The following is a 26383-nucleotide window of genomic DNA, read 5'->3' on the forward strand; positions in this document are numbered from 1 at the left end:
CACTCCCTCCTACTCGATTGTCCGGCATAAATACGGCTTCAAAAGTACAAGTGCTACGAAAAATAAAATGACTGCGACATAAGCAGGCAAGAGATGAATAAAATCGACATAGCCAACAGTAAAATGTATGCCTATGCCAGAAATAAAGCCTGGAATGCCTGCTAAAAACAATGTCCACCAAATCCACGCTTCTCCTCGCCTGATACCCCAAAGGCTAATCAGTAAGACAGCCAGACCATTCGAAACTAAGGCTCCGCCAAAGCCAGCACGGTCATGAGCAATCACCGGAATTAATCGCTCATTGTAAGACTGCATGGTATCAGCTGACACACAGAGAAAGACGAGGTCGGAAGGAACGAAGACACCTGTGACGCCGATGATGGAAATGATGATACCAGCCCCTGTCAAACCAAATCCGATGATGACAAAGAGCAATTGTCCCCATAGAGCCATTCGCCAATCCTGATCATTGTGAAGCTGAGGCGGTAGGCGAGTCAAATGAACCTTTGCAGGTGTTCGTAATGCGAGCAAAAACATGGGGAACAACACGAGCGCTAAAATCGCGTGCAAGTAATCGAAGTACCCGTATCCAATAAATAAAAAGAAGCTGGAAAATCCAACAGCACCGGAGACGAGCAAGATGGTCCGCGTCCAGTGAATGTCTTTGCGTAGGCCATGGTAAGCCAGTTGACTATACAAAATTCCGATGGATATCATCGTTCCTGCCAGACTAATCCGATCGTGTGACATAAAAGAGAGGATTTGCGCATTTAAGAGTGCAAGCTGGTCGGCTGACATCCCGAGAAAGCGTTCGTCGTAGGGGAGGACGACGGTTGTTGCGGCGACTAGCCAAGCAAGTGCCCCACCGATAATCATGCCCACGCCCAACAAGAGTCCCCATATCCAAGAAGGAAATAAAAAAGCAGGTCGCTTTTCTTGAGGAGGGTTAGTGTCTGGTTGTGTTTGCAAGATGGCTTCGTTAATTCGTTTTGGCAAGCCAGGTCCAGAATAGACCAAACCACTGTGCAACTGCACAAAATTGGCACCCGCTGCCAGAAGAGTCAGAGCATTTTGTGGCTCCAGAATACCACCTGATCCAATGATAAGGGCATCTGACCACTGTTCCCGTGCCCAGGAGACAAATTTGACGGCTTGCTCGTGTGAACTCCTCCCTGTGATGTAAACAGAGTTGTTCGCGCATGGTGAAATTTCCTGAATCGTGCCTCCAGCGACAACGAAGCCGTTGAGTCCTGCTTCTTTTGCCGAGGTAAGAATCGGGAGTGCTTCCGCTTCTGTAAGACTCGGTGGGATCGCCAGCAAGAGTGGCATATCCGTCTTGTTACGCAAACAGGAGAAATGTTCCTTCCACGCTGTATGGCTCCATTCTGGTTGTCCCGTATTCGCCCGCGTATCTATTGTGAAAAATGAACAAAAACGCTCCAATCTGGCGATCAGCTCCTGAAGCTCTTCTGTGGCTTCTCTCAGGCCGGCTTCTGGTCGGCAGGCCAATCTGACTCCGATAGGAATTTGGATGCCAGAAGCCACCTCCAGGCGCCTCTCAAGGGCATGTATACCATTATTTTCCAATGGACTGGAATAGTGGATATTCATCGCGGCAATGTCACGTTGAACGGTGCCGTCAGAATCAATCGGTTCTTTGGACACAGGTCCCAGCTCTAGAAACCCGAAGCCGAATTTGGACAGCGCCTGAATGGCGATGCATTCCGTGTCCAATCCGGCACCCAACCCGACTGGAGTAGGGAACGTGACTGGACCAATTGTTTTGGAGAGCTGTGAGGGAGGCTCCATATGTCCCATCCATTCGATGATGTACGGACCACCCGGAATTTTTGCCAAAGTGCCGATTGACTTCAAGGTAATAGAACGGGCCCGTTCGGGTGGCATGAGAAAGAGAAGAGGCCGAAACATCGTTTGATACGACCAGTCTGGCATGGCAGCATAGCCCACCTTTCCTGATTTTTCCCATTTCCATCTTATCTTAAAGTGTTTGTATAAAAAATAAAAAAAGCTGCTCTCCGTGAAAGAGGCAGCGTTTTTTGGTTCGGATCGCTTTAGCCAGAAATGGCGGTTTGTCTTTTTACGACTTTGATCGTTTTCAATGTCTCATCTTCAGGACCTTGTACGGGTAATCCGACTCGGATGTTTTCCTGAATGTACGCGATATTTTCCTCGGTGATTACCTCCCCAGGAAGGAAGATCGGGATACCTGGAGGATAGACCATGATGAACTCAGTGATGACTCGACCTGCTGCTTCCGCCAACGGAATCGTCTCTGTTTCTGCATAGAATGCTTCTCGAGGGGTCGTGGACAGCACAGGGATATTCGGCAGTGAGATGGTCGGCTTCTCTTCTGCTTGTACGTGCGAAAATTCAACGGACAGATCACGCAATCCATTTACCAGCGTGCGGATGGATTCTTCCGTATCGCCCGCAGTAACGAAGCAGAGGATGTTGTACAAATCGCTCATCTCGACTTCAATGTTGTACTTGTCACGTAGCCAGTTCTCGACTTCCCATCCAGTGATTCCGAGATCGCGTACGTGGATGAGGAGCTTGGTTGGGTCCATCGCAAAAGTCGCAGGCTTTCCAAGAATCTCTTTGCCAACGCAGTAGATGCGCGGGATTTCGTTAATCATATCGCGTGCTTTTGCTGCCAGTTCCATCGCTTGGTCCGCGAGCATTTTCCCGTTGAGGGCTAAATGCTGACGCGCCATGTCTAACGACGCGAGGAAGATGTAAGAAGTCGAAGTCGTCGTGAGCATACTCATGACCGTTTTCACCCGATCGACATCAACGAGGCCTTCCCGTACATTCAAGATCGATGTTTGGGTCAAAGAGCCACCCAACTTGTGTACGCTGGTTGCTGCCATGTCGGCACCTGCTTGCATGGCCGAAATCGGCAGTTCCTCATGGAAATGAATATGCACACCATGAGCCTCGTCTACCAATACCGGAATTTCATAGTTATGCGCAGCCCGCACGATCTCACGCAGGTCACCTGCAATACCGAAGTACGTTGGGTTAATCACCAACAGGGCAGCAGCATCAGGATGGGCTTCCAGTGCTTTTTGCACAGCCTTCACTGTGATCCCGTGAGAAATACCCAGACGCTCGTCCATTGCAGGGTGAATAAAGATTGGGATTGCTCCAGCGAAAATAACCGCCGACATAATCGATTTGTGTACGTTGCGCGGTACGATAATTTTGTCGCCAGGACTGCATGTCGCCATAATCATCGCCATGATGGCGCCGCTTGTACCTTGCACGGAAAAAAATGTATGGTCAGCGCCGAATGCCTCGGCTGCCAAATCTTGTGCTTCTTTAATCATTGCCTTTGGGTGATGCAAGTCATCCAATGGCGCAATGTTGATGAGGTCTATCGAAAGAGCGTTGTCCCCGATGAACTCGCGAAATGCCGGATGCATACCCATACCCTTCTTATGGCCCGGAATGTGAAATTGAATCGGGTTCCGGTTGGCGTGCTCCAACAACCCGCTGAACAAAGGAGTTTTCATTTGTCTCACTACGATCGCCTCACTTTACTAATCAAGAATAATAAGGGGAAAAACAAACAAATTGAGTATAGCAAAATAGGGGGGGAAAGCAAGCGAATTTTTATTCATGTTTACGAGTGGTGGCAGGAGTTTGGCCTGTAAGCCGAGAAGGTCATTTACACGGGGTGATAATTGGATGAAAACGAGAGTAACGGAGCTACTTCAAATTACATATCCGGTCGTTCAAGGTGGCTTGGCTTATTTGGCTTACGCAGACTTGGCTGCGGCTGTGTCAAATGCCGGGGGACTCGGTCAAATTACGGCTATGTCCTTGCCATCGGCGGAAGCACTGCGGGAGGAGATTCGCAAGGTCCGTGCATTGACGGATAAACCATTTGGTGTGAATTATGCAATTGGTCAACACGGTCGGCCGTATGAAGCAATGCTGGATGTGGCGATTGAAGAAAAAGTGGCAGCTGTTTCGGTAACAGGAGGCAATCCAGAGCCGCTGCTGCGCAGACTCGATGGTCATCCCATCAAAAAGCTTGTTTTGGTTGCGTCTGCCCGTCAAGCACAAAAAGCAGAATCGATTGGCGCGGATGCTGTGATGGCTGTTGGTCAAGAAGGTGGGGGGCATCTGGGACGAGATGATATTGGGACGTTCGTTTTAATTCCGCGTGTGGTGGATTCTGTGAAAATTCCGGTATTGGCTAGTGGTGGTATCGGCGATGGTCGGGGGATTTTGGCAGCGCTTTCACTTGGTGCAGAAGGTGTGGAGATGGGGACGCGATTTATTGCGACGCAAGAATGTGTCCATGCGCATTCTGCCTACAAAGAGGCGTTGGTTGCTGGAACCGAGCATGATACCGCAGTTATCAAGCGCACACTGGGGACACCTGCCAGGGTCGTTCGTACACCCGGCTCTGATCATATTCTCCAATTGGAAAAAGAAGGGGCAGGCTACGAGCAGTTAAAGAGCTTCATCAGTGGAGAGAACAATTGCACATTTATTTATGAGGGCGACAGCCAGCGTGGCTTTGGTTGGGCAGGTCAGGTTATTGGATTGATTGATGATGTACCAAGTGTCCAACAATTGTTTGACCGCTTGTTTGGCGATGTGAACAAGTCGTTGGATCGACTGCGGTCTTTTTCCTAAAACAAAAGAACAGGCCTGCGTTTTTCAAATGAAAGCGGACCTGTTCTTTTGCATATAACTTAACTAAAGAAAGCGGGAGGCGGTCTATCCACGAGAATTTCCTAAGGTATAGAGCTTACTCAACACGCCAAATGTATCTTCGAGACGACTCACCAATGCTTCTCCGTCTGCTAGGATTGGATCATGACGGTCAATGGTAACTCCACAGAGCAACTCCGCTTTTTTTACCTGTGCCAGCCTGTCCACCAGCTTTTTCACGCCAGAAGTGCCCAGCTCTTTTTGAGAAGTGCTTGCTGGTTGCATATGATCTGGAGACCAGTGAAAATGCTCCGGAACCATCGCGATGACCTCATCTAGACGCTTATTAAACGCATGACTGATGATCTCTTTGGAAGGAGACTCGTAAATTACCGCGTACCAAACAAACAAATGTGTTCCCCACAAGCCGATTTGAAAGTGCGGATGTTTTTTGTAACCGCGTTTATCATTAGCCCAGGCAACCCACGTATCAGCTGGTGGGTTCACCGTACGGCGTGCATGCTTTGCTATGTGCGTAAACATTTCATCTCCGGTTGCTACAGAGAGAAAAGGCGCAAAATGTTGGCTGAGTACTTCGAATTTAGGACGGATATTGGTTTTGATCGCGTCCATCCGAGCATCCAGTCCATCAATGGCAAAAACATCAAAATCTTCTTGACGAAAGCCTGGAAACGTTAGCATGTAACAAACACCTCTTTTAAGCATCATCGAACCCCACTGGAAAGAAAAGGGCGATCGTCCCCGTCAAGGGAGCTTGGAATCCTCCATATGATATCATACCATCCAGGAAAAAAATACATGCCGAGTTTTATGAATAGCAAAACCAAAGCCTGAATAATATGATATACCACTCACTCCCTTGCGGCTATTTTGATATCTGAGTATTCTGTCAACGGGAGGGGCCTGTAGAAGATGAATCTCGGCATGGAGTTGGAGTATTTTCATTTGGCAGTTTGGTTTGACCGCAAAACATTGCACGCGATGGTGCAGGCCCTGGTGGAAGCAGGGGTGAGCGTCACGTGGAAAGAATCTCCCGAGCAGTTTCACCTCCTCGTGAACACCACAGATGGCCGATCCGACTGGAAAATGCAGCGTTTAAACGGGTCCTATAAGCTGCACATTACCGGCATTCCTGTCAATGATTCGCGGGTGGCACTTGTACTTTACCACTTCGTAGAGCGGGCAAAAGGGCATGCCATGATCAAGGTCACTTTTGAAGAGTGCGTCTTGCTAAAGCAAATCCAGTACGGAGAAGTTATCAGAATAGTGGAATTAAAAGGAGCTGAGAAAAAAGTGATCTATGAAAAATTTTGTAATGTAACGATGGATCAGGTAATTGCCGCGATGAAACGACGTGACTCGGAAGAACGCATCCCGGTGCTGCGTCTGGAGTTGGATTATGAACTGGCAACGTTGTATGACGCAATGCAAGCCAAAGACCAAAGTCAAATGAAACAGTCCACAGAGCGCTTAAAACAGCTCCGTCGGGAAATGTTGCTTTTGGAAGCGTAGGCAGACTGGAGGATAGCCAAAGGACGATGAGTTTGACACAAACTAATACGGAATGAAAAAGCGACATCTCAAACAAATGAGGGTGTCGCTTTTTTTGGTGTGAACGTCGCTTATTTAGTAATTGTTGTTTTTATGAAAGACTTGTTTGAATGGGAGGCCTGGCGGTTGTACAATAAAGAAGGTTTTTGACAGCATATTTACGCACGCGCCGGAAAGGAAGAAAAGTTTTGGAAGCATTCCTATCACAAATCCCCAATGTAGCGATCCTGCTTTTAGCCGTCATCGCATTGACACTGATCCTGTTATGGATCGTGATTATGCAGTCTGTCCGGATTAGTCGATTGAGGAAATCAATCAACCGGATCATGACAGGGACGGGAGGAGCCAATCTCGAGGAAGGCTTGCACAGACTGCTGGATCAGGTAGAGGAAATGAAAAAGCAGCATAGCGATCAGCAGTTTGCCATCAATCGTCTGTCACAGCGAATGGCAGCGCAATGTGGCAAAGTAGCGATTATCCGTTACAATGCCTTCGGGGATGTCGGCAGTGATCTTAGCTTTTCGCTGGCGGTAACAGATGACGCTGGGAACGGTGTCGTGATCACCAGCATTTTTGGACGAGAAGAATCTCGCGTGTACGCCAAGCCGCTTGAGCAAGGGACATCGAGCTACCATTTGTCTGAAGAAGAACAGGCTGCGATCAAAAAAGCGATGACCTCAACTGCAGGGATATAAGTCCCTCTGAATTTCAATGAAACAGTAAGCATATGAATGAATCAGGGAGTTCTTTTCATTTCCCTGCGTCTGATTGCGGATATTCCGGTTTTTTGCTAAAATTCATCGTCATTTTGCTCAAGACTTTTGAAGGTACCTGAGGTATAATAAAGATGTCAAAAATGGCTTTTTTGCGAAAAACAAAAAGTAGGTGATCCGCCTTCATTACCCAAATCGATTTTCGATTCGCGGGGCAAGGCCAGGTTCTACAGCGTTCTTTTGTTGACACTTAGCGTATCTCCTCTGATTTGGATAACTGTTCGGTCGTATTCGGCCCATGCAAACCAAAAGAATTGAGGAGATATTTATGGCACAGCGTTTAGCAACTAATTACGCCAAGGCCTATTTCACGGTGAATGAAGAAGAGCTGAACCAGTTCGTTTCGCTTTTCACCAATGAACACATTTCAGTCCAAGTCAAAGTGTGTGACAATGGCGATCGTGACGTAATCCTGAATGACAAGAACGGCGAAATTCAATTGAGTTTCTGTCGGGTTGGCAGCCGCTACTCATGCGACAGCTCGTATCTGATCCGAGATAGGCAGCTGGCAAATGCCATGAGAAAAGCAATGAAAGCGTTCCGAGGCTATGGAATTGTCCACCGGATTTATGACGGCTTCACTATGGTGTATCACTACGATCAAGGATCGGTTGTGAGCATTCAGGAGCTAACCGGAGACGAAGAAGTGTCCATCTTTGAAAATAACTCTCTGCACATGGCCAATGAGCTAGAGGCTTTGTTCCAGCAGGATGGCAGCGAGCAGGAGATTGAGTCCTTACGTCAAGAAACGGACCGATGGCTGGATTTGCGTAATTGGGCAAAGAGAACTGCCCCGGAAAAACTTCCAGCAATTGATGTTCGATTAGTAACGTTATCGCGACGTCTATTTGAATTAGAAGTTTAGAAAAAAGGGTGCCTGAGGCACCCTTTTTTATGTATGTGATCACACAGCGAATAACAAAAAGCGGGTTTCCTCCTGACCAGAGGTGCCCGCTTTTGCTTTTTTGCCCTTCACTTAGCGCAATTGTAATGGTTTGCTCATATTGTACCAAATAGCTCCAGCATGATCTGAGCTGGAAACACCGTTGTTGGAGTATCCATGACTTTCATAGTAGCCAATCAAATTTTCCTTACACGTCAGCGTGATCGTCTCACGACCGGCCACTCTTGCTGATGCTTCCAGGTGTGTGAGGAGCATGGAAGCAATGCCTCGTTTTTGAAAAGCGGGAGAAACCGCTAGTCCTAGGATGGTTTGATGCCCGCCCGATGCCGGATTTTCTTTAATCGTTTGAAACAAATCATCCGTAATGAAGGGGGTTTCGATAACGGGTCCATTCACCAACCCCGCAATAACGCCATCCTCTTCCGCTACAAAAAAACTGTCTGGAATCAATCGAATGCGTTTCTCAAATGCTTCCTGTGTCGCAGCCTCTTCTGGTGAAAAGCAAAGCTGCTCGATGGCGATCAGTGCTGGCAAATCTTCTGCTTTGGCATTGCGGATAGTGATCATGTGTTCCGATCCTCTCCATTCTTGTTCGTTTTCCTTTCTCGAAAAGTTTAGAATCTTACCTGTTTGATGTCAACGAGAGCGGCTTGTAGCAAGGGGGCGCCTTCATTCTGTAGAACGTTTGATCAATTTATTTTTATAGTTCTTGTTTAATCTTGAAAAAGGGTATTGTCAAACTAGGCCGATGCATGGTATTGTTGTTTTCGTTGGAAACAGGATTAGGAACCAGGATTCACTTTAAAGGGTGGATAACAACGGAAACCGCCCCCGTTAGTGAATGACGCAGGTCCTAGCGATGTTTAACATTACACTCGTTAGGAAGGGGGAACCGAAAGATGGAATATTCGACTTTCGGAAGACACGTTGCTGTTGACACATGGGGAGTTCAGTTTGATTTGTTGAACGACGCAGAATTTTTGAAAAAGGAAATGATTGAGGCTGCTGAGGCATGCGGTGCTACGGTACTGAGTGTGCAAGCGAAGCAGTTTTCTCCTCAGGGTGCTACCGTACTGGTTCTTCTCTCGGAAAGCCACCTGTCCATTCACACGTATCCTGAGCGCGGCTTTGCTGCTCTGGATTGCTACACGTGTGGGGAAACCGTTGATCCGCAAATCGCCATCGACTACTTGGTATCCGTGCTGAAGCCGGAAAAAACTTACGCGAAGAAATTAGTTCGTGGTTTGGGTGAACTGCAAGTTGTTGAGCCAGAAATGAAGCTGGTTGAAGCGGCAAAGTAAGTAACAAATGGAAAAGTTTTCAAGAGGTGCGGGCTGATTCCGCACCTCTTTTATATGGAGCTTCGATTCCTAATTGTCATCATGGAGTGACAGTAGGAATTCTGCGGCCAATATCGTGGAGCAGAGAACGAAATTCCGTGGATGTATTGGAGATCTGGCTTTTCATGTCGGGTCTCACATCGACTTGATTGGTCCGATGCGTCGCTTCTTCATAAATATCTGCATGGATGGCACGAATCCGGTCAAATGTCCCTGCGTCGGAGGCTACTTGGATCAAGAAGTTGGGAACACGTGAACGAACAGCTGAGTGGACTTGCTGTTCAATTATACGCGTTTGCTCAGGGCCAAAATTTTTCCGAACACGAATTCCGATAACGGCATCTGTGCCGCTCACGAGAACAGTAGCACGTTCCACACCAGGCACATCATCTGCGACTGTGGTGAGCTGTTCAGCTAAATCCTGATTAAAACCATTGACCGTATATCCGTTTCGATAATTGCGGGCATTGATTCCGCCAGTGTAGGCATGATAATCATGAGCGAGGCTTGTCCGTGCACCTGGGGCTTGCTGATAGGTGGTACTTTGTGTGTGCGCTTGATTTTTTTGATGGCTGTTCGAGCTTGCGCATCCAGTCATCATGGTTGCGATCATAAGCAAGCCAACCAAATATTTCGGGCCGTACCGTTTCATACGTATGCCACCTCCATTTTTCTTAGTATGACGAAAATAAAGTCCCTTACTCTGGAAGTGGCTCCCGTAAAAAACTGCCCATTGTGCCGCGTTTCACTACCTGTTAATATGGAAGGTATGCATAATAGAGGAGGTTCACATGAAGCGTCTTGACATACGCAACATTGCAATTATTGCCCACGTTGACCACGGAAAAACCACGCTGGTTGACAAACTTTTGATCCAATCGGGCACATTCCGCTCGAACCAACAGGTAGAAGAGAGAATGATGGACTCTAACGACCTGGAGCGCGAGCGTGGAATTACGATCCTGGCGAAAACCACTTCTGTCAAATACAATGATTTCACGATTAACATCTTGGATACACCAGGCCATGCTGACTTCGGTGGCGAGGTTGAGCGTATCATGAGCATGGTGGATGGCGTTCTGTTGATCGTCGACGCCTTCGAAGGCTGTATGCCACAAACACGCTTTGTATTGAAAAAAGCGCTGGAAGCAAAAGTTACCCCTATCGTTGTCGTGAACAAAGTAGACCGCGACAATGCACGTCCTCAAGAAGTTATCAACGAAGTGTACGACCTGTTCATTGATCTGGATGCGACGGAAGACCAGCTGGAATTCCCAATCGTATATGCTTCCGGTCTGCAAGGGATTGCAGGACTTGAGCCAGATAAGCTGGAAGGCGACCTTCGCCCACTGTTTGACACCATCGTAGAGCATATGCCTGCTCCTGACGCAGACGAATCTGCTCCGCTCCAAATGCAAGTAACCATGCTGGATTACAACGACTTTTTGGGTCGTATCGGGATTGGCCGCATCTATCGCGGTACTATGAATTTGAATGAAATGGTATCCGTCACTACGCGCGAAGGCGAAGTGAAAAAAGCGCGGATTCAAAAGCTGTTCGGTTTCTCCGGTCTGCAACGTGTTGAGCAAAAAACAGCAAGAGCGGGAGATATCGTAGCGATTTCTGGTATTGATGATATTAACGTAGGGGAAACGGTTTGCCACGTTGATCATCCTGAGGCATTGCCACTCTTGAAAATTGACGAGCCTACCCTGCAAATGACATTCCTCGTGAACAACAGCCCGTTTGCTGGTCGCGAAGGTAAGCACGTAACTTCCCGCAAGCTGCGCGATCGTCTGATGGCTGAGCTGGAGACAGATGTATCTCTGCGTGTAGATGAAACAGATTCGCCAGATGCGTATGTGGTTTCTGGACGCGGTGAATTGCACTTGTCCATCTTGGTAGAGAACATGCGTCGTGAAGGCTTTGAGCTGGGTGTGTCCAAGCCAGAGGTTATCATTCGTATGATCGATGGTCAAAAAATGGAACCGGCTGAGCTGTTGATCATTGATGTGCCTGAGGAATACACAGGGGCGGTTATGGAGACATTGGGTCAACGTAAAGCCGAGATGGTTAACATGATCAACAATGGCTTCGGACAAGTTCGTCTTGAGTTCATTATTCCATCCCGCGGATTGATCGGATATCGTACAGAGTTCTTGACGATTACACGCGGTTACGGTATTCTCAACCACTCCTTCGACAGCTATCGTCCACTTGTACCAGGAGCGGTAGGAGGACGTCACGCAGGGGTACTTATTTCCCATGAGACAGGAACAGCTACCACGTATGGCTTGATGTCCGTAGAAGATCGCGGAACGATGTTCATTCACCCAGGTACAGAAGTATACGAAGGCATGATCGTGGGCGAGCACAACCGTGACAACGATCTTGTGGTTAACGTATGTAAAGAAAAGCATGCGACCAACGTACGTTCTGCTACCAAGGATGAGACTGTCAAAATGAAGGCTCCTCGCATGTTGTCTTTGGAAGAGGCACTGGAATATCTGAACGACGATGAGCTGTGTGAAGTAACACCTCAATCCGTTCGTCTGCGCAAAAAATATCTGAACAAATCAGATCGTGAGCGCTATGAGAAACAAAGACGCTGGGAAGCACAACCGCAAGCATAAGCTTGAAAGAAAAGAACGCCACTTTTCCTGTTTGGGGATGAAGTGGCGTTTTTGTTTGGGCTTTCCTTACAACAGACTTTCAATAGCAGAGATGAGCTCTTCAGGTTGAGTACGAGCACTGATGCGTTTTACAACCTGACCGTCTTTATCCACGAGGAATTTGGCGAAGTTCCATTCGATATCTTGATTTTCTTCGCCCGGGGCATGCTCTTTCAAGTATTGATACAACGGGTGAGTATTAGGACCATTGACATCGATCTTTGCAAACAGCGGGAATGTCACGCTGTAATTTCGATCGCAGAACGTTGCGATTTCTTCTTCTGTTCCTGGCTCTTGTCCAGCGAACTGGTTGCAAGGGAAGCCGAGAACAACGAGACCTTTATCCTGATAACGCTCATACAGCTCCTGTAGCCCTTTGTATTGAGGAGTAAGGCCGCATTGGCTGGCGACGTTCACGATTAGCAGGACATGCCCTTTGAAGGCGGCTAACGTCTTTTCTTCACCGGAAATGGTTTTGACGGCAATATCATACAAGCTCATCTTATTCCCACCTTTTTCTACTGACATATCTTCATCATAGCATGTACGACGAAATTCATGCCAGCAACATGGAAGAGCCTACCGTTTTTTGACACAGAATCCACCACCTGATAAAGTAAGAAAGATAGCGTTTTCCTAAGAAAAAGGAGTGACTATTCGTTTCATTCCGCCTATGAGGTGGCATGTGAAGCGGTAGGAGTTTCACCGCTTGAAGACAGGAGAGATAAGTGATGGACTGGATACAAATCGCATCAACCTATGTGCCAACGAATCCAGATCAGCTCACCGCATATGACAGCTTTCGCATATGGGCTGATAAATATCGGGCTTGGATTTTGTTTGTGGAATTAATTATCGTCTATTATCTTGGCTTTGCTACCCGTATCCGTATGCCTATTTTGAAAAACGTGCTCTTGTACATCCTTTTGTTTGCTGGAGCTCTCATTTTCGCTATTTTGGATGTGCAGCTTCCTGTGAAAAGTGCAATGTTCGTAGCGATTGCGATTCTCGTGATTGTTAAGGTACGGATCAAGCCGGAGCAAACTGGGCGAAAGTGAGGAGAACCGCGTGAAGCGTGAAGATGCACTTTTTAACTGGCTCCAAATTCAAGTGGTTGCCGAAGCGCGACCAGAAGACCATTCTGCTTTGGATACAGCTGCTTTTTTCTTGCAATTGCTGCAAGAGGATCATCAAATGAGCGATATCGGCTATCGTCAGGAAGGCAGCTGGTACGTGCTCTTTGGAAACGCTGAATCTCAAGCCTTGGAAGTGCGATACCCTGCTGAATCGGTCGAAGCTTTATTGGCCGCGATTGAAGGCGAACCCAAGTACAACTGCAACTAAAGGGACAAAGACTCCCCTCCACTTGCCGAAATGATTCGGAAGTTGGGTGGAGTTTTTTTGTATCGAGCGCTTTTTGTAGGTAATAAGACGCGGTTTCTTGGAGGATGCAACTTTTGAAAATGATTTCCCGTCAATATTCATGCCTCAAGCAACCAGGGGGATTTTGCCAGACTAGAAGGGGGAACTACCATTGAAAAAGTACATGACCAAGCCCGTATTAGCAGTGGTGACAGCTGCAGGTATTCTTGGCTGTTTGACGCCAATTTTTGCCGATGCAAGCTCGATTGCTAGTCCAAGTGCCACAAAGGTAGTCATGAATGACGAAGGGAAACAAGTAACGCGCTACAATCTGAAAGAACTTGCCCAAAATGATCCAACCACGTTGAACATGCTCTTGAAGAATCAAGCGGATCACTTGTACATCATTGTAGAAGAAATCAACTTGAATACGAAACTGCAAACCTATATGGAAGAAAACAAAGCGGAGTGGGAGCGCATTTACAACGAGTACTACAGCGATATTTGGCTGGAAGTGCGCTTGACAGACAATCATGAAGAAATCGTGAGTGTAAATGCTAAGACTGAAAATAACAAGGTGTACATAAAGGGGATTGTGACTTCGGATGTCACCAAGGTGGTTGTGAAAAAGCCGAATTCCGACATTATTGAAGTCGTTCCGACCAAGGAGCACTCTTTTACGGTCAGCTTTGAAGCTCCAGATGCATCCTATGAACCGTATGTAACTGTGAGTGCCTATGAAGGCAGCAAGCTGGTCGATAGCGAAAAAGTAAAGATCGTACCAAAAGCAGAAGAAGATAAGGAAATGATCATCCATACTATGTCTGTATTGGATGCGAAGAAAAAGGAATTAAAAGTAAAAGGAATTGTCAAGCAAGGGGCAGACAAAGTAACTGTCACCTATAATGGCGTGAAAAAAGACGCAAACGTGAAGAAGCTGTGGGACGGCGTAGGCAGCTTCACAGTTTCAGTAAAGGATGTACAAGCAGCAAAAGATCAAAAAGCCTTGATCGAGATTTACGAGGATGGCAAGAAGGTTGATTCCGAATCCGTTCAGGTAGAAATCGTTAACGCTCCTGACAAGGATCAAGCGATCGTATATGCCATTAAGGCGACTGCTGTAAACAATCCTGCCGCCAAGTCCATTCAAGTGAAGGGGACAGTAAGCGGCTGGAATAAAAAGGACGACACTGAATTGTATGTGATCGCTCCTGACGGGAAGAAAAAAGAGATTAAGCCAAATGACAAAGGCGAGTTTTCGCTGACATTGTCGTATAAGAATCATTCCTTTAGTGCCAAAACAATTCAATTCGCATTGTATGAAGATGATAAGCTGGTTAAGAAAGCTGACGTTGCATTAAGCACAAAAGTCATTGTCGAGCCTGTGAAGCCAACAGATGAGGATAAAGACGATGAGGATGACAAAAAGAAAAAAGAAAAAGGGAAGAAGAAAGATAAGCATCCCAACGGCAACGCGTATGGCTATTGGAAAAAGCACGACAAACATCATGATGACGATGATGACCAGGACGACGATGATGATCATGACGACGACAGAGACTAGTCTCTAGCGTTAAGGCCGCTGCTTGTAAGTCTCGACGTACTCCACCAATTGTCTGATGTAATCCCCCAGAATGGGGATGGAAAGAAATTGTGTCAAGAGGGAGCCGAGGAAAGCCAAAACGATAGCAGTACCAATCGTCAACCCCAGACCCCGGGCAAGACCTGCGAGGAAATTGATCCAGAGCAGCTTGCGCGGGGCTGTGTAATTTTGGATCACATCTGCTAGTCGGATATCTTCCAAGAACATCGCAATTTTATGCATCCGCTCATTTACCTTCCGAACTTCCTGAAGCTCTTCAAGGACTTGATCAATTTGCTGCATGAGGCGGTCTGTAGGCGACAAGCTGTCCATCCCCTTCCATCATTCCGTATCGTTACTACCAGTCTAGGGAAAAAGACAACCAGAATCAAGGTGAAGAGGAAACGTTTGCCTATCAGCTAGGTGAAGGGTAAAATGAACGTACAAAACGTTTGTTAGGAGGCTTTGAAATGGCTGAAACTGTTTCCCAATCTCTTTCCGAAGATTTATTCAAGCTCTTGCAAAAGGAGCGTTTTGTTACCTTGGGCACAGTAGACCATGAGTCAGGGGCACCATCGCTCAGCTCCTTGTCCTGGACGTATGCTGTCAGCGCCGATACGATTCGTTTTGCCGTGGATAATCGCTCACGTATTTTGGCTAATATTGCGAAGGAACCGCAAGTTGTCTTGCATTTGATCGGTGCCGGCTCGTCTTTCGCCATAAATGGTCGTGCTTCCGTCAAAACAGACCGACTGGAAGGCGTTCCGCTCAAGCTGGCCATGGCAGAAATCAAAATTGAGGCTGTTCGTGATATTATGTTTTACGGTTCCCGTATTTCCGTAGAACCACAATATGAAAAGACGTATGACAAAAACGCGGCAGCGAAGCTGGACAATCAAGTGATGACCGCCTTGAAAGATGCAAATTAACGGGTGGAAATAAATTGTTGACAAGAATCCTGCCGATCCTTTAGTATTAGGGTCAATCAAATTGAATAGCAATCTTCTTATCCAGAGCGGCGGAGGGACTGGCCCGATGATGCCCGGCAACCAATCACCTGTATTTTAACAGGGAGATAATGGTGCTAATTCCTGCAGAGTTATCAAACTCTGAAAGATGAGAAGGATTTGCTTACGGTGACGTAAACAAAGCCTTCTTTCAGAGGAAAGAGGGCTTTTTTGATGCCCTCGTACACTATTGGAGGGAGAGAAACAGACATGAATTTGGAAACGAAATTGATTCAGGCGGGAGTAGGCAGAGATGAAAAAACAGGGGCGGTGAGCTTTCCTGTTTACTTTGCTACGGCTTATCGCCATCCGGCCTTGGGCCAGAGCACTGGATACGATTATACACGCACAGCTAATCCTACTCGCACTATTTTGGAGGAGACCATCGCTGAAGCGGAATCAGGAGATGCAGGTTTCGCTTGCGCCTCAGGAATGGCTGCTGTTCATACCGTCATGGGCTTGTTTTCCCAAGGGGATCATCTGATCGTTTCACTCGATCTGTACGGGGGAACCTATCGATTGTTCGAGCAAGTGCTCTCTCGCTATGGTCTGACGTTTTCGTATGTGGATTTGCGTGACATTGGTGCACTCAAAAATACGATTCGCCCTGAGACAAAGGCGATCTTCGTCGAGACACCTACCAATCCGCTCATGCAGATTACCGATATTCGAGCAGTAACGCAATTGGCGAAACAGCATGGTCTCCTTACGATTGTAGACAACACATTCTTAACCCCGTATTGTCAACGCCCATTGGAGCTTGGTGCAGATATCGTTCTACATAGTGCAACCAAGTATTTGGCAGGACATAACGATGTACTGGCTGGACTCATCGTAACAAAAGGGGGAGAGTTGTCGGAAAAAATCCGGTTTTTGCACAATTCAATCGGTGCTGTACTTGGACCACAAGATTGCTGGCTTCTCGTTCGCGGGATGAAAACATTGGCATTGCGGATGGATCGTCATCAATCCAATGCCTTGATTGTAGCGAAAAAGCTGCGTGAGCATCCGGCAGTGGCGGAGGTATTTTATCCAGGTCTGCCAGAGCATCCGGGGCATGAGATCCAGGTGAATCAAGCGACTGGGCATAGTGGGATGGTATCGTTCCGCGTACACGATGCAGAACAGGTGGGATTGTTCCTGCAAAATCTGCAAATCGTGTCCTTTGCGGAAAGTCTGGGTGGTGTCGAGTCATTGTGTACGTATCCGGCGACGCAGACTCACGCCGATATCCCGCAAGAAGTCAGAGAGCATGTCGGTGTTTGTGATCGATTGTTGCGACTGTCGGTTGGCATCGAGCATCCAGATGATGTCGTAGCCGATTTGTTTCAGGCATTGAATGCTAGTTTGGTCGTAGGGGGGAGTGTACGATGAATTTTGCAACCAAGATCCTCCACGGTTCGACTTGCATTGACCCGTTCACAGGTGCGTCGTCGGTTCCGATTTATCAAGCTTCGACGTTTCATCAGGCTGATATCGATCAGCCAGGTACATTCGATTATGCCAGATCAGGCAATCCGACCAGGCATGCTTTAGAGGAAGCTATTGCGTCTCTGGAGGGAGGCGCACGCGGTTTCGCGTTCTCATCTGGCATGGCTGCCATTTCCAGCGTATTTATGCTGTTTTCAGCTGGAGACCATGTTGTAGTGGCGGAAGATGTATACGGTGGCACGTTTCGGTTTTTGACCAAGGTATTATCGAGAATGGGCATCTCCGTTACGTTCGTGGATGCAACAGATACAGATTCCGTTCGTGCGGCCATTACATCGGCAACGAAAGGGATTTACCTGGAGACCCCCTCCAATCCCACCTTAAAGGTGACAGATATTGCAGCGGTTTCTCGTATCGCGAAGGAGCACGGCTTGCTCATCATTGTCGATAATACGTTCCTTACCCCGTATTACCAGCGGCCATTAGAACTTGGCGCAGATGTGGTCATTCATAGTGCAACGAAGTTTATTGGAGGGCATAGCGACGTCGTGGCAGGCCTGGCCGTTACCAGGGAGGCTGCGTTAGGGGAGCAGCTCTACTTTATCCAGAATGGCATGGGAGCGATTCTGGGTGTGCAGGACTGCTGGCTGGTGATGCGTGGGCTCAAAACATTGAAAGCCCGACTGGATGTCAGCACGAAAACAGCCGCGAGCTTGGCCGACTGGTTGTCATCGCATCCACAAATAAGCCGCGTTTACTATACAGGACTGGAGGATCATCCCGGTCATCTGATTCAAACACAACAAGCGACTGGTCATGGGGCAGTTCTTTCTTTTGATGTAGGGAGTCGGGAGCGAGCAAAAGCATTGTTTGATCGCGTAAAATTGCCGATTGTGGCTGTCAGCCTCGGGGCAGTGGAAACGATTCTCTCGTACCCAGCTACGATGTCACATGCAGCGATGCCTGCTGAGGAAAGAGCTGCAAGGGGAATCACAGATGGCTTGATCAGGTTGTCAGCCGGCTTAGAGGATTTCGATGACTTGGTGGCAGATTTGAAGCAAGCTTTGGATCATTTGCCATCTGAAGCACCAGTCCATAAAGAAAAAGAGGTATTCTCCCGGGCTTAAATCCGGGGGATACCTCTTTTTCTTTTAAGGGGTTCCTGTACGATTTGCGTTGATTTTGTTTTGTCCTTGCGGCTCTTTGTGCATGCGTTTTTCTTTTACTTGAGAAGGTGTTTCTTCGCGAGGCTGCACACTGCGCGGCAGTTGGGGAATGATCCGACCTACGATATCCGCCAACTCTTCCGTAATACCGGCAACAGGATGGCCGCGACGAATATCATCTCCCATTTCCCGTAATCGCTGTACGATGGCAGGGTCAGCGGTTACGACAGCATTCGCCCCTTGAGGATCTTCCTTCAGTGCTTCCGCAACCGTATACTTAATGACGCCAACCTCGGGGCGATCCAGATTCGGATCTACTGTAATACCGACAACAGCATATTTGCCCAAGACCATTGCAGTGGCGTTCTGTACCCTTTTCACACGTGTTGCCAATTGAACGAGACGATCGGCAGTGGCTTGGGAAGATTGATTATAAGCAGGCTCAGGAGCTGTTTGTTGAACGCGTTGTGTATGAGTGGCATGCTTGGGCTGTTGTTCAGCCTGATTCGCCGGTGGATTATTGCCCGACATGCATGCTGTAAGCAACAAGCTAAAACCGAAGCAGCAGATCATGATCCGTTTCACAGGCATTCTCCCTTTCCCAGTATTGCCTTCCTTCGTGAGGAGGGCAGGGTTACAAGTATTTTGTTCCGGGCTGCCCATTTTCATTCTGCCAATGGGTCGTCTATCTCTGTCTGCCTGAACATAGACTGTAGTACATCACGTCGCCGCACTTGAGCATCCCTCCAAAAATTGCATAGGGTATATAAGAAGGGGAATAGGAGGCGAGATTTTGAAGAAAATCTACGTACTGGACACCAACGTACTCCTGCAAGATCCAAGGGCGATGTTTTCTTTCGCTGACAACGAAATAGTCATACCAGCTGTCGTATTAGAAGAAATCGATTCCAAAAAGCGGTACATGGATGAAATTGGCCGCAATGCTCGGTACGTATCTCGGCTCTTTGACAGTTTTCGTGAGCTGGGGCAATTGCACACTGGCATTACTCTCGAAACAGGCGGGTTGTTTCGGGTGGAACTGAATCATTCCTCTTTCCACCGCCTTCAGAAACAATTCACAGAAATGAGTAATGACAACCGCATTTTGGCGGTCGCACTAAACTTACAGGAGGAGGAAAACGGAAAACCACAGCCAAGACCGGTCATTTTGGTAAGTAAGGATGCTCTCATGAGAGTCAAGGCTGATGCATTGAATATTTCCGCAGAGGATTTTCTTTCGGATCGAGTTGTGGGGGAGTTCTCCAGTATTTACCCGGGGTATCAGAAAATGATGGTAGCGTCCGATATCATCAAGAACTACTACGCGACAAGAAAACTGCAGCTGGCCTCCTGTTTTCCACGCTATCGCTTTTACCCTCATCAATTTTTAGTGCTGAAGGACGAATGCAACCCATCTATTTCAGCGATTGGAAAGGTCGACCCGGACGGAAAAACGTTAGAAATGCTTGTGTCAGATGATGATCCGATTTGGGGCATCCGAGCCCGTAACGTGCAGCAACGGATGGCAACCGAATTGCTGCTACGAGATGATATTCCTTTAGTAACCATGACCGGTAAGGCCGGTACAGGAAAAACCTTGCTGGCATTAGCAGCGGGCCTGCTGCAAATCGAGGACCAGCAAAAATACAAAAAACTGTTAGTGGCAAGACCTATCGTTCCGCTTGGAAAAGACATCGGTTATTTGCCCGGCGAAAAAGAAGAAAAGCTTCGACCGTGGATGCAACCGATTTATGATAATTTGGAATATTTGTTTAACACAAAGCGCCCAGGTGATCTGGATAAAATTTTGGCAGGCATGGGTAGTTTGCAGGTGGAAGCTTTGACGTATATTCGTGGGCGCTCCATCCCCGAACAATTTATTATCATTGATGAAGCCCAAAACTTGACAAAACATGAAGTGAAGACGATCCTGACGAGGGTAGGGGACGGCTCGAAAATTGTGCTAATGGGTGATCCTGAGCAGATTGATCATCCATACTTGGATGAGAGCAACAACGGTTTAACCTACGTGGTAGAAGTATTTAAAGACCAAAAGCTGGCTGGACATATCCAGTTGGAAAAAGGCGAACGGAGTGTGCTTGCACAGCTGGCCGCAGATTTATTGTAAAGAGGATGTATGAAAAACAGCGAGAAGGTCATACTATTTTTGTCGAGCCCGATGATTCATGTAAGTAAACGGCGAAATGCCTTGCAGGAGGCGAAGATCCGTGGATAATCATGATCAAGCAATCGACGAAAGTCGTATGGAGATTAACCGATTCCTTTAGCTACTTTTCTCTACGATGGAGGTTGAAGAGCCAAAGAGAATAACCGGTAGAACCCCATAAGCAATTCGGGCTCGACAAGGACCGCTCCTCATTGGAGCGGTTTTCATTTTTTGCAGATTCGGAGGCAAAAAGAAAAACGCGGATAATAAATTCCCGCGTTTTTGTCCGATTTTCCTTATTTAGCAGCTGCGATCGCTGTTTGCAATGACGAAATATATCCGATGTGCATCCCTTCATGGAAAAGAGTGAAGACCATCATTTCCCCATAAGTATGCATAGTGCCTTTGTCTCCTAGCTGAAACGGTTTTGGCAATGGATCATTCAATCGGGAATGCAATTCTTCTTTAATACGCACATGTTGTTCTTTTAGCTCTGCAGCTAAGGTCTCGAGGGAAGGTCCTTCTTTTTGCCAATCAGCAGGCTTGGTTCCTGGAGCAAACATGGCTGCGTAATACGGAGGACATTTCATTCCTTCTGGTCCGAAGAGCAAGTAATCTTGTGTCAGGAGAAGATGACCAATATTCCAGCGAATGTTGTTTTTAAAGCCATCTGGAACCACGTCTGCTTCTTCCTCGGTTATTTCCGTCAATCTAGCCAAAAACATTCCGCGAATCAAGTCGTACTGATTCCATACAAAAGAAAAGTCCTGCATAGCAATCCCTGCCCTTCCTCATATTTACATGCACCAACATGTTACCGTATAAACAGAAAAGGGGAAATATACAAACTGTAAAAAATTTGCAAGTTGTCCCTCCATCTCCATACATATGTACAAAGGGGGGAAGCATGATGGTTACGTTGGATTCATCTATTTCTTTTTTGATTTATATAACAGCGGTGTCCAGCGCGGCAGCAGGTGTCACGGAAGCTTTTAAATCAGTCGTTCCCTTTTTGGCGACGGACTATGAGGCGAAAGAAAATTGCTGGGAGGATCAGTATCACGCTGCTAGACTGATGCACTACAAACGCTTTTTCAATCTGCTTATTTCCGTATTGGCTGCTGGTGTCATTTTTGGCATGCTTGGTCTGGACCCGGCTCTCATTTTAACTGGTGCTGAATCCGCTTATGTAAAAAATTCGTGGCAGCTAGGAACTTGGATGTGGGGAATTGTAGCGGTGTTTGGCTCACCTTTTTTCGCATCACTCCTCAAAATACTAGAGAGCTTCAAACAATCGGTGGACAATAATCTGCCGCCTAATCGACCGCGCCGCAAAGTCAGCGGAACACGAGAATAAGCTCGTCTCCCTATGGTTGCCCGATGCTTGCCGGATAAGCTAAGATAACCAAAAGAGTGGTAGCAAAGGTGGGCACAGGTGAATGATGTGGAAATGCTTGCGAATGACTGCGTTTTGGGTATTAACAGTTGTTGTCTTGGCGGCGTGTTCGGCTCAGTCGGAACCAACTGCTAGATTTGACCCTGAAAATCAAAAGGAATACGGAGTAAACGGCATGTATCTCGGGCAGAACATAAAAGAAGCGATGGATATTTTGAAGCCGACACAAGCTGATTTTATGGATATGGTGACAAGGCAAAGTTACACGGTAGAGCAGATGTCGCAGGGTGCGGGAGATGCTGTGATGGGGATGCTGCTGGTTGATCAGACCCAGATGATGATCAAAGTCCACAAAGGTGAATTGACATCAATCATGCTGGGAGGAGTTCCGCGTGAGGACGGGCAAAAATTCAAAACATACCGAGGACTCGCCATGTTTGACAGTGCTGAACAGCTAGAGAAGCTGTACGGAAAAGGAAAAGGCGAACAAGAAGTGGTATATGAGGGCAGTAAATATACCGCTAATTTTGGACTTGTGGACAATCAAGTAGCGTGGTTCCGATTTGATCGTAAATCATCGTAAAAAGGAGAAGGGAGTTCGCTTATGAGGAACTCCCTTTTTTGCGTGTAAAGGATTTATTTAGTCGGATGGTGCCAAACGAGCTTCACTTGATAAGCCTTCGCGATTCCCTCTGCCAGTGGAATCAAGCTTTGATCGATCAGGTAGGCTTCGGATTGTTGTGTATTTTCGGGTATCACGCCTAGAATGTGCTCACGGAGTTGCTCCGTAGCAGCCCACTGATCTTCTGAGTGGGATGGATCCCCGAGCGTTACGATGGCAACTTGATCTGCATATACATACAAATGTTCATTTTGAGAGACAAAACCGATATCATCGAGTTGATCGATTGTGGTTGCTGACGGGAGCAGCAATAGGGAAAAGGTATCGCCTAACATGTTGGACTTCTCCAAAATGGTTTCCAGCTTCTCCAGTTCGGTTTGATTCTCTATAATAAAAAGCAGTTTGTCCCGATCAAAGACATTGACATAATCTCCGATTTTATGTATGACTTGAGCATAGAAGCCAGGGAGCTTCCCGGCTGGTACTTTCAGTTCAATTCCGTACATATGGCGCATGTCATACCCCCATGTTTGCAAGCGTGTTTTTTCTATCGTATCAAAAAATCAAGGAGGTTTCCTATGACGAATCAAAATCTTGCCATTGAATCCTATGCGTTGGGAGCATTTCAAACCAATGCGTATGTGGTGACAAACACAGATACCAACCAAACCATTGTGATTGACCCGGGCATGGAGCCTGATCAGTTGCTTCACGCTCTCGCAAATAAAAACGTCGTTGCCATTCTTTTGACGCATGCCCACTTGGATCATATTGGTGGTCTCAACCAAGTAAGAGAATTGACAAAAGCACCGGTTTACATTCATCCACTGGAGCAGGAATGGCTCACAAACCCTGATCTCAACGGATCTCGACGCTGGAATCTGCCTGAACTCATCGTATGTGAGCGGGCCGAGCACGAACTGGAGGATGGTCAGACTCTGGAACTGGCAGGTTTTCACATTCAGGTGCTGCATACGCCAGGGCATTCACCAGGCAGCTGTTCATTTGTCATTGGCCAGCACTGCTTCGGTGGCGACGTTCTGTTTAACCAAAGCATCGGGCGTACGGATCTCTTTGGAGGAGATTACGAAACGCTGATGATCAGTATCCAAGACAAGCTATTTGAGCTTGATGATGAAACCATTGTGTATCCAGGACATGGACCGAAGACGACGATCGACTACGAGAAAACGTACAATCCGTTTGTCACAGGCATGCTTCGCTAAGTCACTTCATCATTCTTTATAAAATATGGGAGAGGATTTTGTCAGGTGGTGGAGAAAAGGAAGGGGGTCACCATTTACTAAAGGAGCTATTCATTATGAAGCGAACATGGAAATGGGCACTCATTCTCGTTATCGCCTGCACGAGTCTGGTTGGGTGTGCAGCACCCATCGCCCAAGCAGATAAGACCAACCAAGCTCCCAACGTGAAAGCGCCTGATCCCGCAACACCACCGCAGACAGCGCCCAATCATCAGGAGACACAACCTCCGACTTTGCCATCAAGATTTCCGGAACAGCGTATCTCCCTTCTTGCAGTTGGGGATATCATGATGCATCAGGAGCAGTTGGATGCCGTCTGGGACCCAGCGACGAAAAGCTATGATTTTCAACGATTCTTCCCGAATGTCATCCCGATGTTCCGCGAGGCAGACTGGGTCATCGGCAATCTTGAGACAACGATGAGCGGTAGCAAGGCCAAATACTCAGGCTATCCGATGTTTAATTCTCCTGAGTCGCTTGCACATTCGTTGAAGGAAATTGGATTTACTGCGGTATCGACAGCGAATAACCATTCGATGGACCGCAAAGAACAAGGGGTTCTGCAAACCATCAAATATCTCGATGAAGCCGGTCTTCCGCACACGGGAACGTTTGCCAGTCCCGAGGATCGAGATGAGCCCTTGTTGTTGACCAAGGACGGATTCACATTAGCCTTGCTATCGTATACGTACGGAACGAATGGAATCGCGATTCCAGAAGGCAAGCCGTATCTGGTCAATCTGATTTCGCCTGCGCTGATGAAAAAAGACATCGCACGGGCAAGAGAAAAAGGAGCCGATCTGGTTGCAGTGGCGCTTCATTTCGGAAATGAGTATCAACGCATGCCTAGTCCTGAACAAATCAAGACCGCCGAGCAAGCTCTAACATTTGGAGCGGATTTGATTTTGGGGGCGCATCCACATGTGGTACAACCTTATGAATGGAAGACGGTTACCCTCGAAGATGGACGTCAACACAAAGGACTGATCGCCTATTCGTTGGGCAATTTCATCTCTGCGCAGCGTTGGGACTACAAGGATGTTGGCGCAATCCTGAAGCTTGTGCTGTACAAGAATGAGTCAGGAGAGGCCAGCATCGAAAGTGCTGAAATGATTCCGACCTACGTTCATTTTTATCGGAAAAATAATAAGCGCAACTATGTCATTTACCCGGTGTCAGAAACATTGGAGAAGCTGAAGCAGGGGCAGAAATACCCTACGCTGACGAAAGAAGCGATCCAGTACATGACACAATTGCAGAAGGAAATGCCGGTTCATGTCAATAAGGTTGTCTCCAAGAAAAAAGCCAGCTAATAAATAGCTGGCTTTACTTCTTTCCGAATCCAAATGGAAGATTGAATTGTAGCTGAAGTTTTAATTCTTCGTCCATCAGCGTGATGCCTTGCACTTGGATGTTGGGGGAGATCAGCTCCGGATAAAATCCGAGATCGTACGCTTCCTCCATTTCCTCCACGGTCGATTGAGGCAAGGCAAAGCCGTCAAAGTACAGCTCGGTAATGTGGAATTTGAGATGGGTAGGTGAGACGAGCTCATAGTTACCAACGAGCTTTAGCTCCATCTGATCATACGTGCCTTCCACGGTCAGCTTGTTATCCTCAAAGGCGAAATGGGATTGTTTAAACAAGGCGTCTTTCTCTATCAGAAAATTGTTGAAGTCAGTCTGGTTGATGGTTAGTGTATGCTTGAGGAGACCTTCCGACTGAATTCGATCCGGCGTCGCCAACTCGGGAACTTGAACCATAACCTGCGCGAGCATTCCGAAGAAGGTCTGGAATGCGGGCAAACCACGTTTTTCCCAGTCTAAAATCAAGTGATTCATCATGGATTCCACAACTGTCGGATTATCCAGTTTTTGTACGTTTTTTTCTTTTTCAGCGGCAACAGCGAGCATTTCTGCTAATTGAAGCTCGTATTTTTTTCGCAGCGTTTGAAGTTGGTCCAATCGATTCTTTTTGTCGGTTTGCATCGCAGTGAGCTTGGTGCGCTCAGTATGATAGGACTCTAGTCGAGACATGTCACGCTCGTACAAGATCTCGTAGAAGTCGTACATCAATAAGAACTGATTGAAATTTTCCGCATTTAATAGTAACGTCAGAAGATTAGTACGCTCGCCCATGTAATAGGCCCGCGCTACCTCACCAGCCCGGCGTTGTGTCGCTTCCATCACCAGCTTTTGTCGTTGCAAATCGAGATCCATTTGAGCGATTTCCCCGTATGTCCGCGTCTCTTCTTCCTTGAGTAAGGTGAGGGTTCGCTCCAGCTCTTTTTGTGTAAAATGCTGCTGCAGGATGAGCTGCTCCAAAGGAGTAGAGGGCTCTTCCTGGGCGAATACCGTCAGTGGACATACAAGTAGGAACAAGACGAGAAGAAATTTGCGCATGATTTCACCTTTTGCTTTTGCCTTTCCATATTGTA

28 protein-coding genes and 1 riboswitch are annotated in these 26383 nt (G+C 47.3%); of the genes, 17 read left to right on the top strand and 11 right to left on the bottom strand.

What is annotated here, in order from left to right:
• Window positions 1–9: 9 nt before the first annotated feature.
• Both C7R92_RS22110 and C7R92_RS22115 read right to left on the bottom strand, forming a co-directional pair.
• Window positions 10–1953 (bottom strand): beta/alpha barrel domain-containing protein, encoded by a 1944-nt coding sequence (locus C7R92_RS22110; protein WP_106835663.1) that lies wholly within the window; start codon window positions 1951–1953, stop codon window positions 10–12.
• Between the two features lie 119 nt (window positions 1954–2072).
• Window positions 2073–3545, bottom strand: coding sequence for an aminotransferase class I/II-fold pyridoxal phosphate-dependent enzyme (locus C7R92_RS22115; RefSeq protein WP_069849688.1), 1473 nt, complete (start codon window positions 3543–3545; stop codon window positions 2073–2075).
• Between the two features lie 166 nt (window positions 3546–3711).
• On the opposite strand from C7R92_RS22115, the gene C7R92_RS22120 reads away from it, so the two are divergent.
• Window positions 3712–4671, top strand: coding sequence for an NAD(P)H-dependent flavin oxidoreductase (locus tag C7R92_RS22120; RefSeq protein ID WP_069849686.1), 960 nt, complete (start codon window positions 3712–3714; stop codon window positions 4669–4671).
• An 84-nt stretch (window positions 4672–4755) separates the two neighbouring features.
• Here C7R92_RS22120 and C7R92_RS22125 read toward each other — a convergent pair whose 3' ends face one another.
• Window positions 4756–5391: a YktB family protein gene (locus C7R92_RS22125; protein WP_106835664.1), complete on the bottom strand. Its 636-nt coding sequence runs from the start codon at window positions 5389–5391 to the stop codon at window positions 4756–4758.
• 231 nt (window positions 5392–5622) lie between these two features.
• Here C7R92_RS22125 and C7R92_RS22130 point away from each other — a divergent pair, with 231 nt between their 5' ends.
• The 3 genes from C7R92_RS22130 to C7R92_RS22145 all read left to right on the top strand — a co-directional run bounded on the left by C7R92_RS22130 (window position 5623) and on the right by C7R92_RS22145 (window position 7899).
• Entirely contained in the window at window positions 5623–6222 is a 600-nt protein-coding gene (locus C7R92_RS22130) for a hypothetical protein (protein WP_017249605.1), read from the top strand.
• Window positions 6223–6449: 227 nt separating this feature from the next.
• Window positions 6450–6956, top strand: a complete 507-nt coding sequence (locus C7R92_RS22135; protein ID WP_069849680.1) for a DUF4446 family protein — start codon at window positions 6450–6452, stop codon at window positions 6954–6956.
• Between the two features lie 346 nt (window positions 6957–7302).
• Window positions 7303–7899 carry a hypothetical protein gene (locus tag C7R92_RS22145; RefSeq protein WP_007723238.1) on the top strand — a complete coding sequence of 199 codons (597 nt, stop codon included), beginning with the start codon at window positions 7303–7305 and terminating at the stop codon, window positions 7897–7899.
• 111 nt (window positions 7900–8010) lie between these two features.
• Here the strand turns inward: C7R92_RS22145 and C7R92_RS22150 are convergent, their stop codons facing one another.
• Complete coding sequence (locus tag C7R92_RS22150; RefSeq protein ID WP_106835665.1) at window positions 8011–8505, bottom strand: GNAT family N-acetyltransferase; 495 nt, start codon at window positions 8503–8505, stop codon at window positions 8011–8013.
• Window positions 8506–8837: 332 nt separating this feature from the next.
• Here C7R92_RS22150 and speD point away from each other — a divergent pair, with 332 nt between their 5' ends.
• On the top strand, window positions 8838–9239 hold the full coding sequence (speD, locus tag C7R92_RS22155; protein WP_007723244.1) for an adenosylmethionine decarboxylase: 402 nt from the start codon (window positions 8838–8840) through the stop codon (window positions 9237–9239).
• Between the two features lie 79 nt (window positions 9240–9318).
• On the opposite strand, the gene C7R92_RS22160 is transcribed toward speD, so the two are convergent.
• Window positions 9319–9930, bottom strand: coding sequence for a YhcN/YlaJ family sporulation lipoprotein (locus tag C7R92_RS22160; RefSeq protein ID WP_106835666.1), 612 nt, complete (start codon window positions 9928–9930; stop codon window positions 9319–9321).
• A gap of 139 nt (window positions 9931–10069) precedes the next feature.
• Between C7R92_RS22160 and typA the strand changes: the two genes are divergently transcribed.
• Window positions 10070–11911: a translational GTPase TypA gene (gene typA / locus C7R92_RS22165; RefSeq protein WP_106835667.1), complete on the top strand. Its 1842-nt coding sequence runs from the start codon at window positions 10070–10072 to the stop codon at window positions 11909–11911.
• Window positions 11912–11977: 66 nt separating this feature from the next.
• Here typA and C7R92_RS22170 read toward each other — a convergent pair whose 3' ends face one another.
• A complete protein-coding gene (locus C7R92_RS22170) occupies window positions 11978–12451 on the bottom strand; it encodes a glutathione peroxidase (RefSeq protein WP_106835668.1) in 474 nt (157 codons plus the stop codon).
• 230 nt (window positions 12452–12681) lie between these two features.
• Between C7R92_RS22170 and C7R92_RS22175 the strand changes: the two genes are divergently transcribed.
• From C7R92_RS22175 to C7R92_RS22185, 3 genes are all read left to right on the top strand, one after another.
• Window positions 12682–13008, top strand: coding sequence for a YlaH-like family protein (locus C7R92_RS22175; protein WP_017249598.1), 327 nt, complete (start codon window positions 12682–12684; stop codon window positions 13006–13008).
• Window positions 13009–13018: 10 nt separating this feature from the next.
• A complete protein-coding gene (locus C7R92_RS22180; RefSeq protein ID WP_106835669.1) occupies window positions 13019–13294 on the top strand; it encodes a hypothetical protein in 276 nt (91 codons plus the stop codon).
• A 190-nt stretch (window positions 13295–13484) separates the two neighbouring features.
• Window positions 13485–14876 (top strand): hypothetical protein, encoded by a 1392-nt coding sequence (locus C7R92_RS22185; RefSeq protein ID WP_106835670.1) that lies wholly within the window; start codon window positions 13485–13487, stop codon window positions 14874–14876.
• A gap of 9 nt (window positions 14877–14885) precedes the next feature.
• Here C7R92_RS22185 and C7R92_RS22190 read toward each other — a convergent pair whose 3' ends face one another.
• Window positions 14886–15227 carry a DUF5665 domain-containing protein gene (locus C7R92_RS22190; protein WP_007723262.1) on the bottom strand — a complete coding sequence of 114 codons (342 nt, stop codon included), beginning with the start codon at window positions 15225–15227 and terminating at the stop codon, window positions 14886–14888.
• 137 nt (window positions 15228–15364) lie between these two features.
• On the opposite strand from C7R92_RS22190, the gene C7R92_RS22195 reads away from it, so the two are divergent.
• From C7R92_RS22195 to C7R92_RS22205, 3 genes are all read left to right on the top strand, one after another.
• Window positions 15365–15823, top strand: coding sequence for a pyridoxamine 5'-phosphate oxidase family protein (locus C7R92_RS22195; RefSeq protein WP_017249595.1), 459 nt, complete (start codon window positions 15365–15367; stop codon window positions 15821–15823).
• A 74-nt stretch (window positions 15824–15897) separates the two neighbouring features.
• Window positions 15898–16017, top strand: a riboswitch (SAM riboswitch).
• A 94-nt stretch (window positions 16018–16111) separates the two neighbouring features.
• Window positions 16112–17275: an aminotransferase class I/II-fold pyridoxal phosphate-dependent enzyme gene (locus tag C7R92_RS22200; RefSeq protein ID WP_106835671.1), complete on the top strand. Its 1164-nt coding sequence runs from the start codon at window positions 16112–16114 to the stop codon at window positions 17273–17275.
• Window positions 17272–18459 (top strand): trans-sulfuration enzyme family protein, encoded by a 1188-nt coding sequence (locus tag C7R92_RS22205; protein ID WP_106835672.1) that lies wholly within the window; start codon window positions 17272–17274, stop codon window positions 18457–18459. The genes C7R92_RS22200 and C7R92_RS22205 overlap by 4 nt, the downstream gene beginning before the upstream one ends.
• A 24-nt stretch (window positions 18460–18483) precedes the next feature.
• Here the strand turns inward: C7R92_RS22205 and C7R92_RS22210 are convergent, their stop codons facing one another.
• The gene (locus tag C7R92_RS22210; RefSeq protein ID WP_106835673.1) at window positions 18484–19089 is read right to left on the bottom strand and encodes a YhcN/YlaJ family sporulation lipoprotein; all 606 of its coding nucleotides are present in this window, start codon (window positions 19087–19089) and stop codon (window positions 18484–18486) included.
• 202 nt (window positions 19090–19291) lie between these two features.
• Here C7R92_RS22210 and C7R92_RS22215 point away from each other — a divergent pair, with 202 nt between their 5' ends.
• Entirely contained in the window at window positions 19292–20626 is a 1335-nt protein-coding gene (locus tag C7R92_RS22215) for a PhoH family protein (RefSeq protein WP_069849661.1), read from the top strand.
• A 335-nt stretch (window positions 20627–20961) separates the two neighbouring features.
• Here C7R92_RS22215 and C7R92_RS22220 read toward each other — a convergent pair whose 3' ends face one another.
• A complete protein-coding gene (locus tag C7R92_RS22220) occupies window positions 20962–21438 on the bottom strand; it encodes a DinB family protein (protein WP_106835674.1) in 477 nt (158 codons plus the stop codon).
• Window positions 21439–21575: 137 nt separating this feature from the next.
• Between C7R92_RS22220 and C7R92_RS22225 the strand changes: the two genes are divergently transcribed.
• Both C7R92_RS22225 and C7R92_RS22230 read left to right on the top strand, forming a co-directional pair.
• Window positions 21576–22022, top strand: a complete 447-nt coding sequence (locus C7R92_RS22225; protein WP_106835675.1) for a hypothetical protein — start codon at window positions 21576–21578, stop codon at window positions 22020–22022.
• Between the two features lie 82 nt (window positions 22023–22104).
• Window positions 22105–22644: a hypothetical protein gene (locus tag C7R92_RS22230; RefSeq protein ID WP_106835676.1), complete on the top strand. Its 540-nt coding sequence runs from the start codon at window positions 22105–22107 to the stop codon at window positions 22642–22644.
• Window positions 22645–22697: 53 nt separating this feature from the next.
• Here C7R92_RS22230 and C7R92_RS22235 read toward each other — a convergent pair whose 3' ends face one another.
• Window positions 22698–23198 carry a hypothetical protein gene (locus C7R92_RS22235; RefSeq protein WP_106835677.1) on the bottom strand — a complete coding sequence of 167 codons (501 nt, stop codon included), beginning with the start codon at window positions 23196–23198 and terminating at the stop codon, window positions 22698–22700.
• A gap of 63 nt (window positions 23199–23261) precedes the next feature.
• On the opposite strand from C7R92_RS22235, the gene C7R92_RS22240 reads away from it, so the two are divergent.
• Window positions 23262–23909: an MBL fold metallo-hydrolase gene (locus C7R92_RS22240; protein ID WP_106835678.1), complete on the top strand. Its 648-nt coding sequence runs from the start codon at window positions 23262–23264 to the stop codon at window positions 23907–23909.
• A gap of 95 nt (window positions 23910–24004) precedes the next feature.
• A complete protein-coding gene (locus C7R92_RS22245) occupies window positions 24005–25261 on the top strand; it encodes a CapA family protein (protein ID WP_017249585.1) in 1257 nt (418 codons plus the stop codon).
• A gap of 13 nt (window positions 25262–25274) precedes the next feature.
• Here C7R92_RS22245 and C7R92_RS22250 read toward each other — a convergent pair whose 3' ends face one another.
• Window positions 25275–26348 carry a hypothetical protein gene (locus tag C7R92_RS22250; protein ID WP_017249584.1) on the bottom strand — a complete coding sequence of 358 codons (1074 nt, stop codon included), beginning with the start codon at window positions 26346–26348 and terminating at the stop codon, window positions 25275–25277.
• Window positions 26349–26383 lie beyond the last annotated feature (35 nt).

Source organism: Brevibacillus porteri (genome assembly GCF_003013475.1).
GTDB lineage: Bacteria > Bacillota > Bacilli > Brevibacillales > Brevibacillaceae > Brevibacillus > Brevibacillus porteri.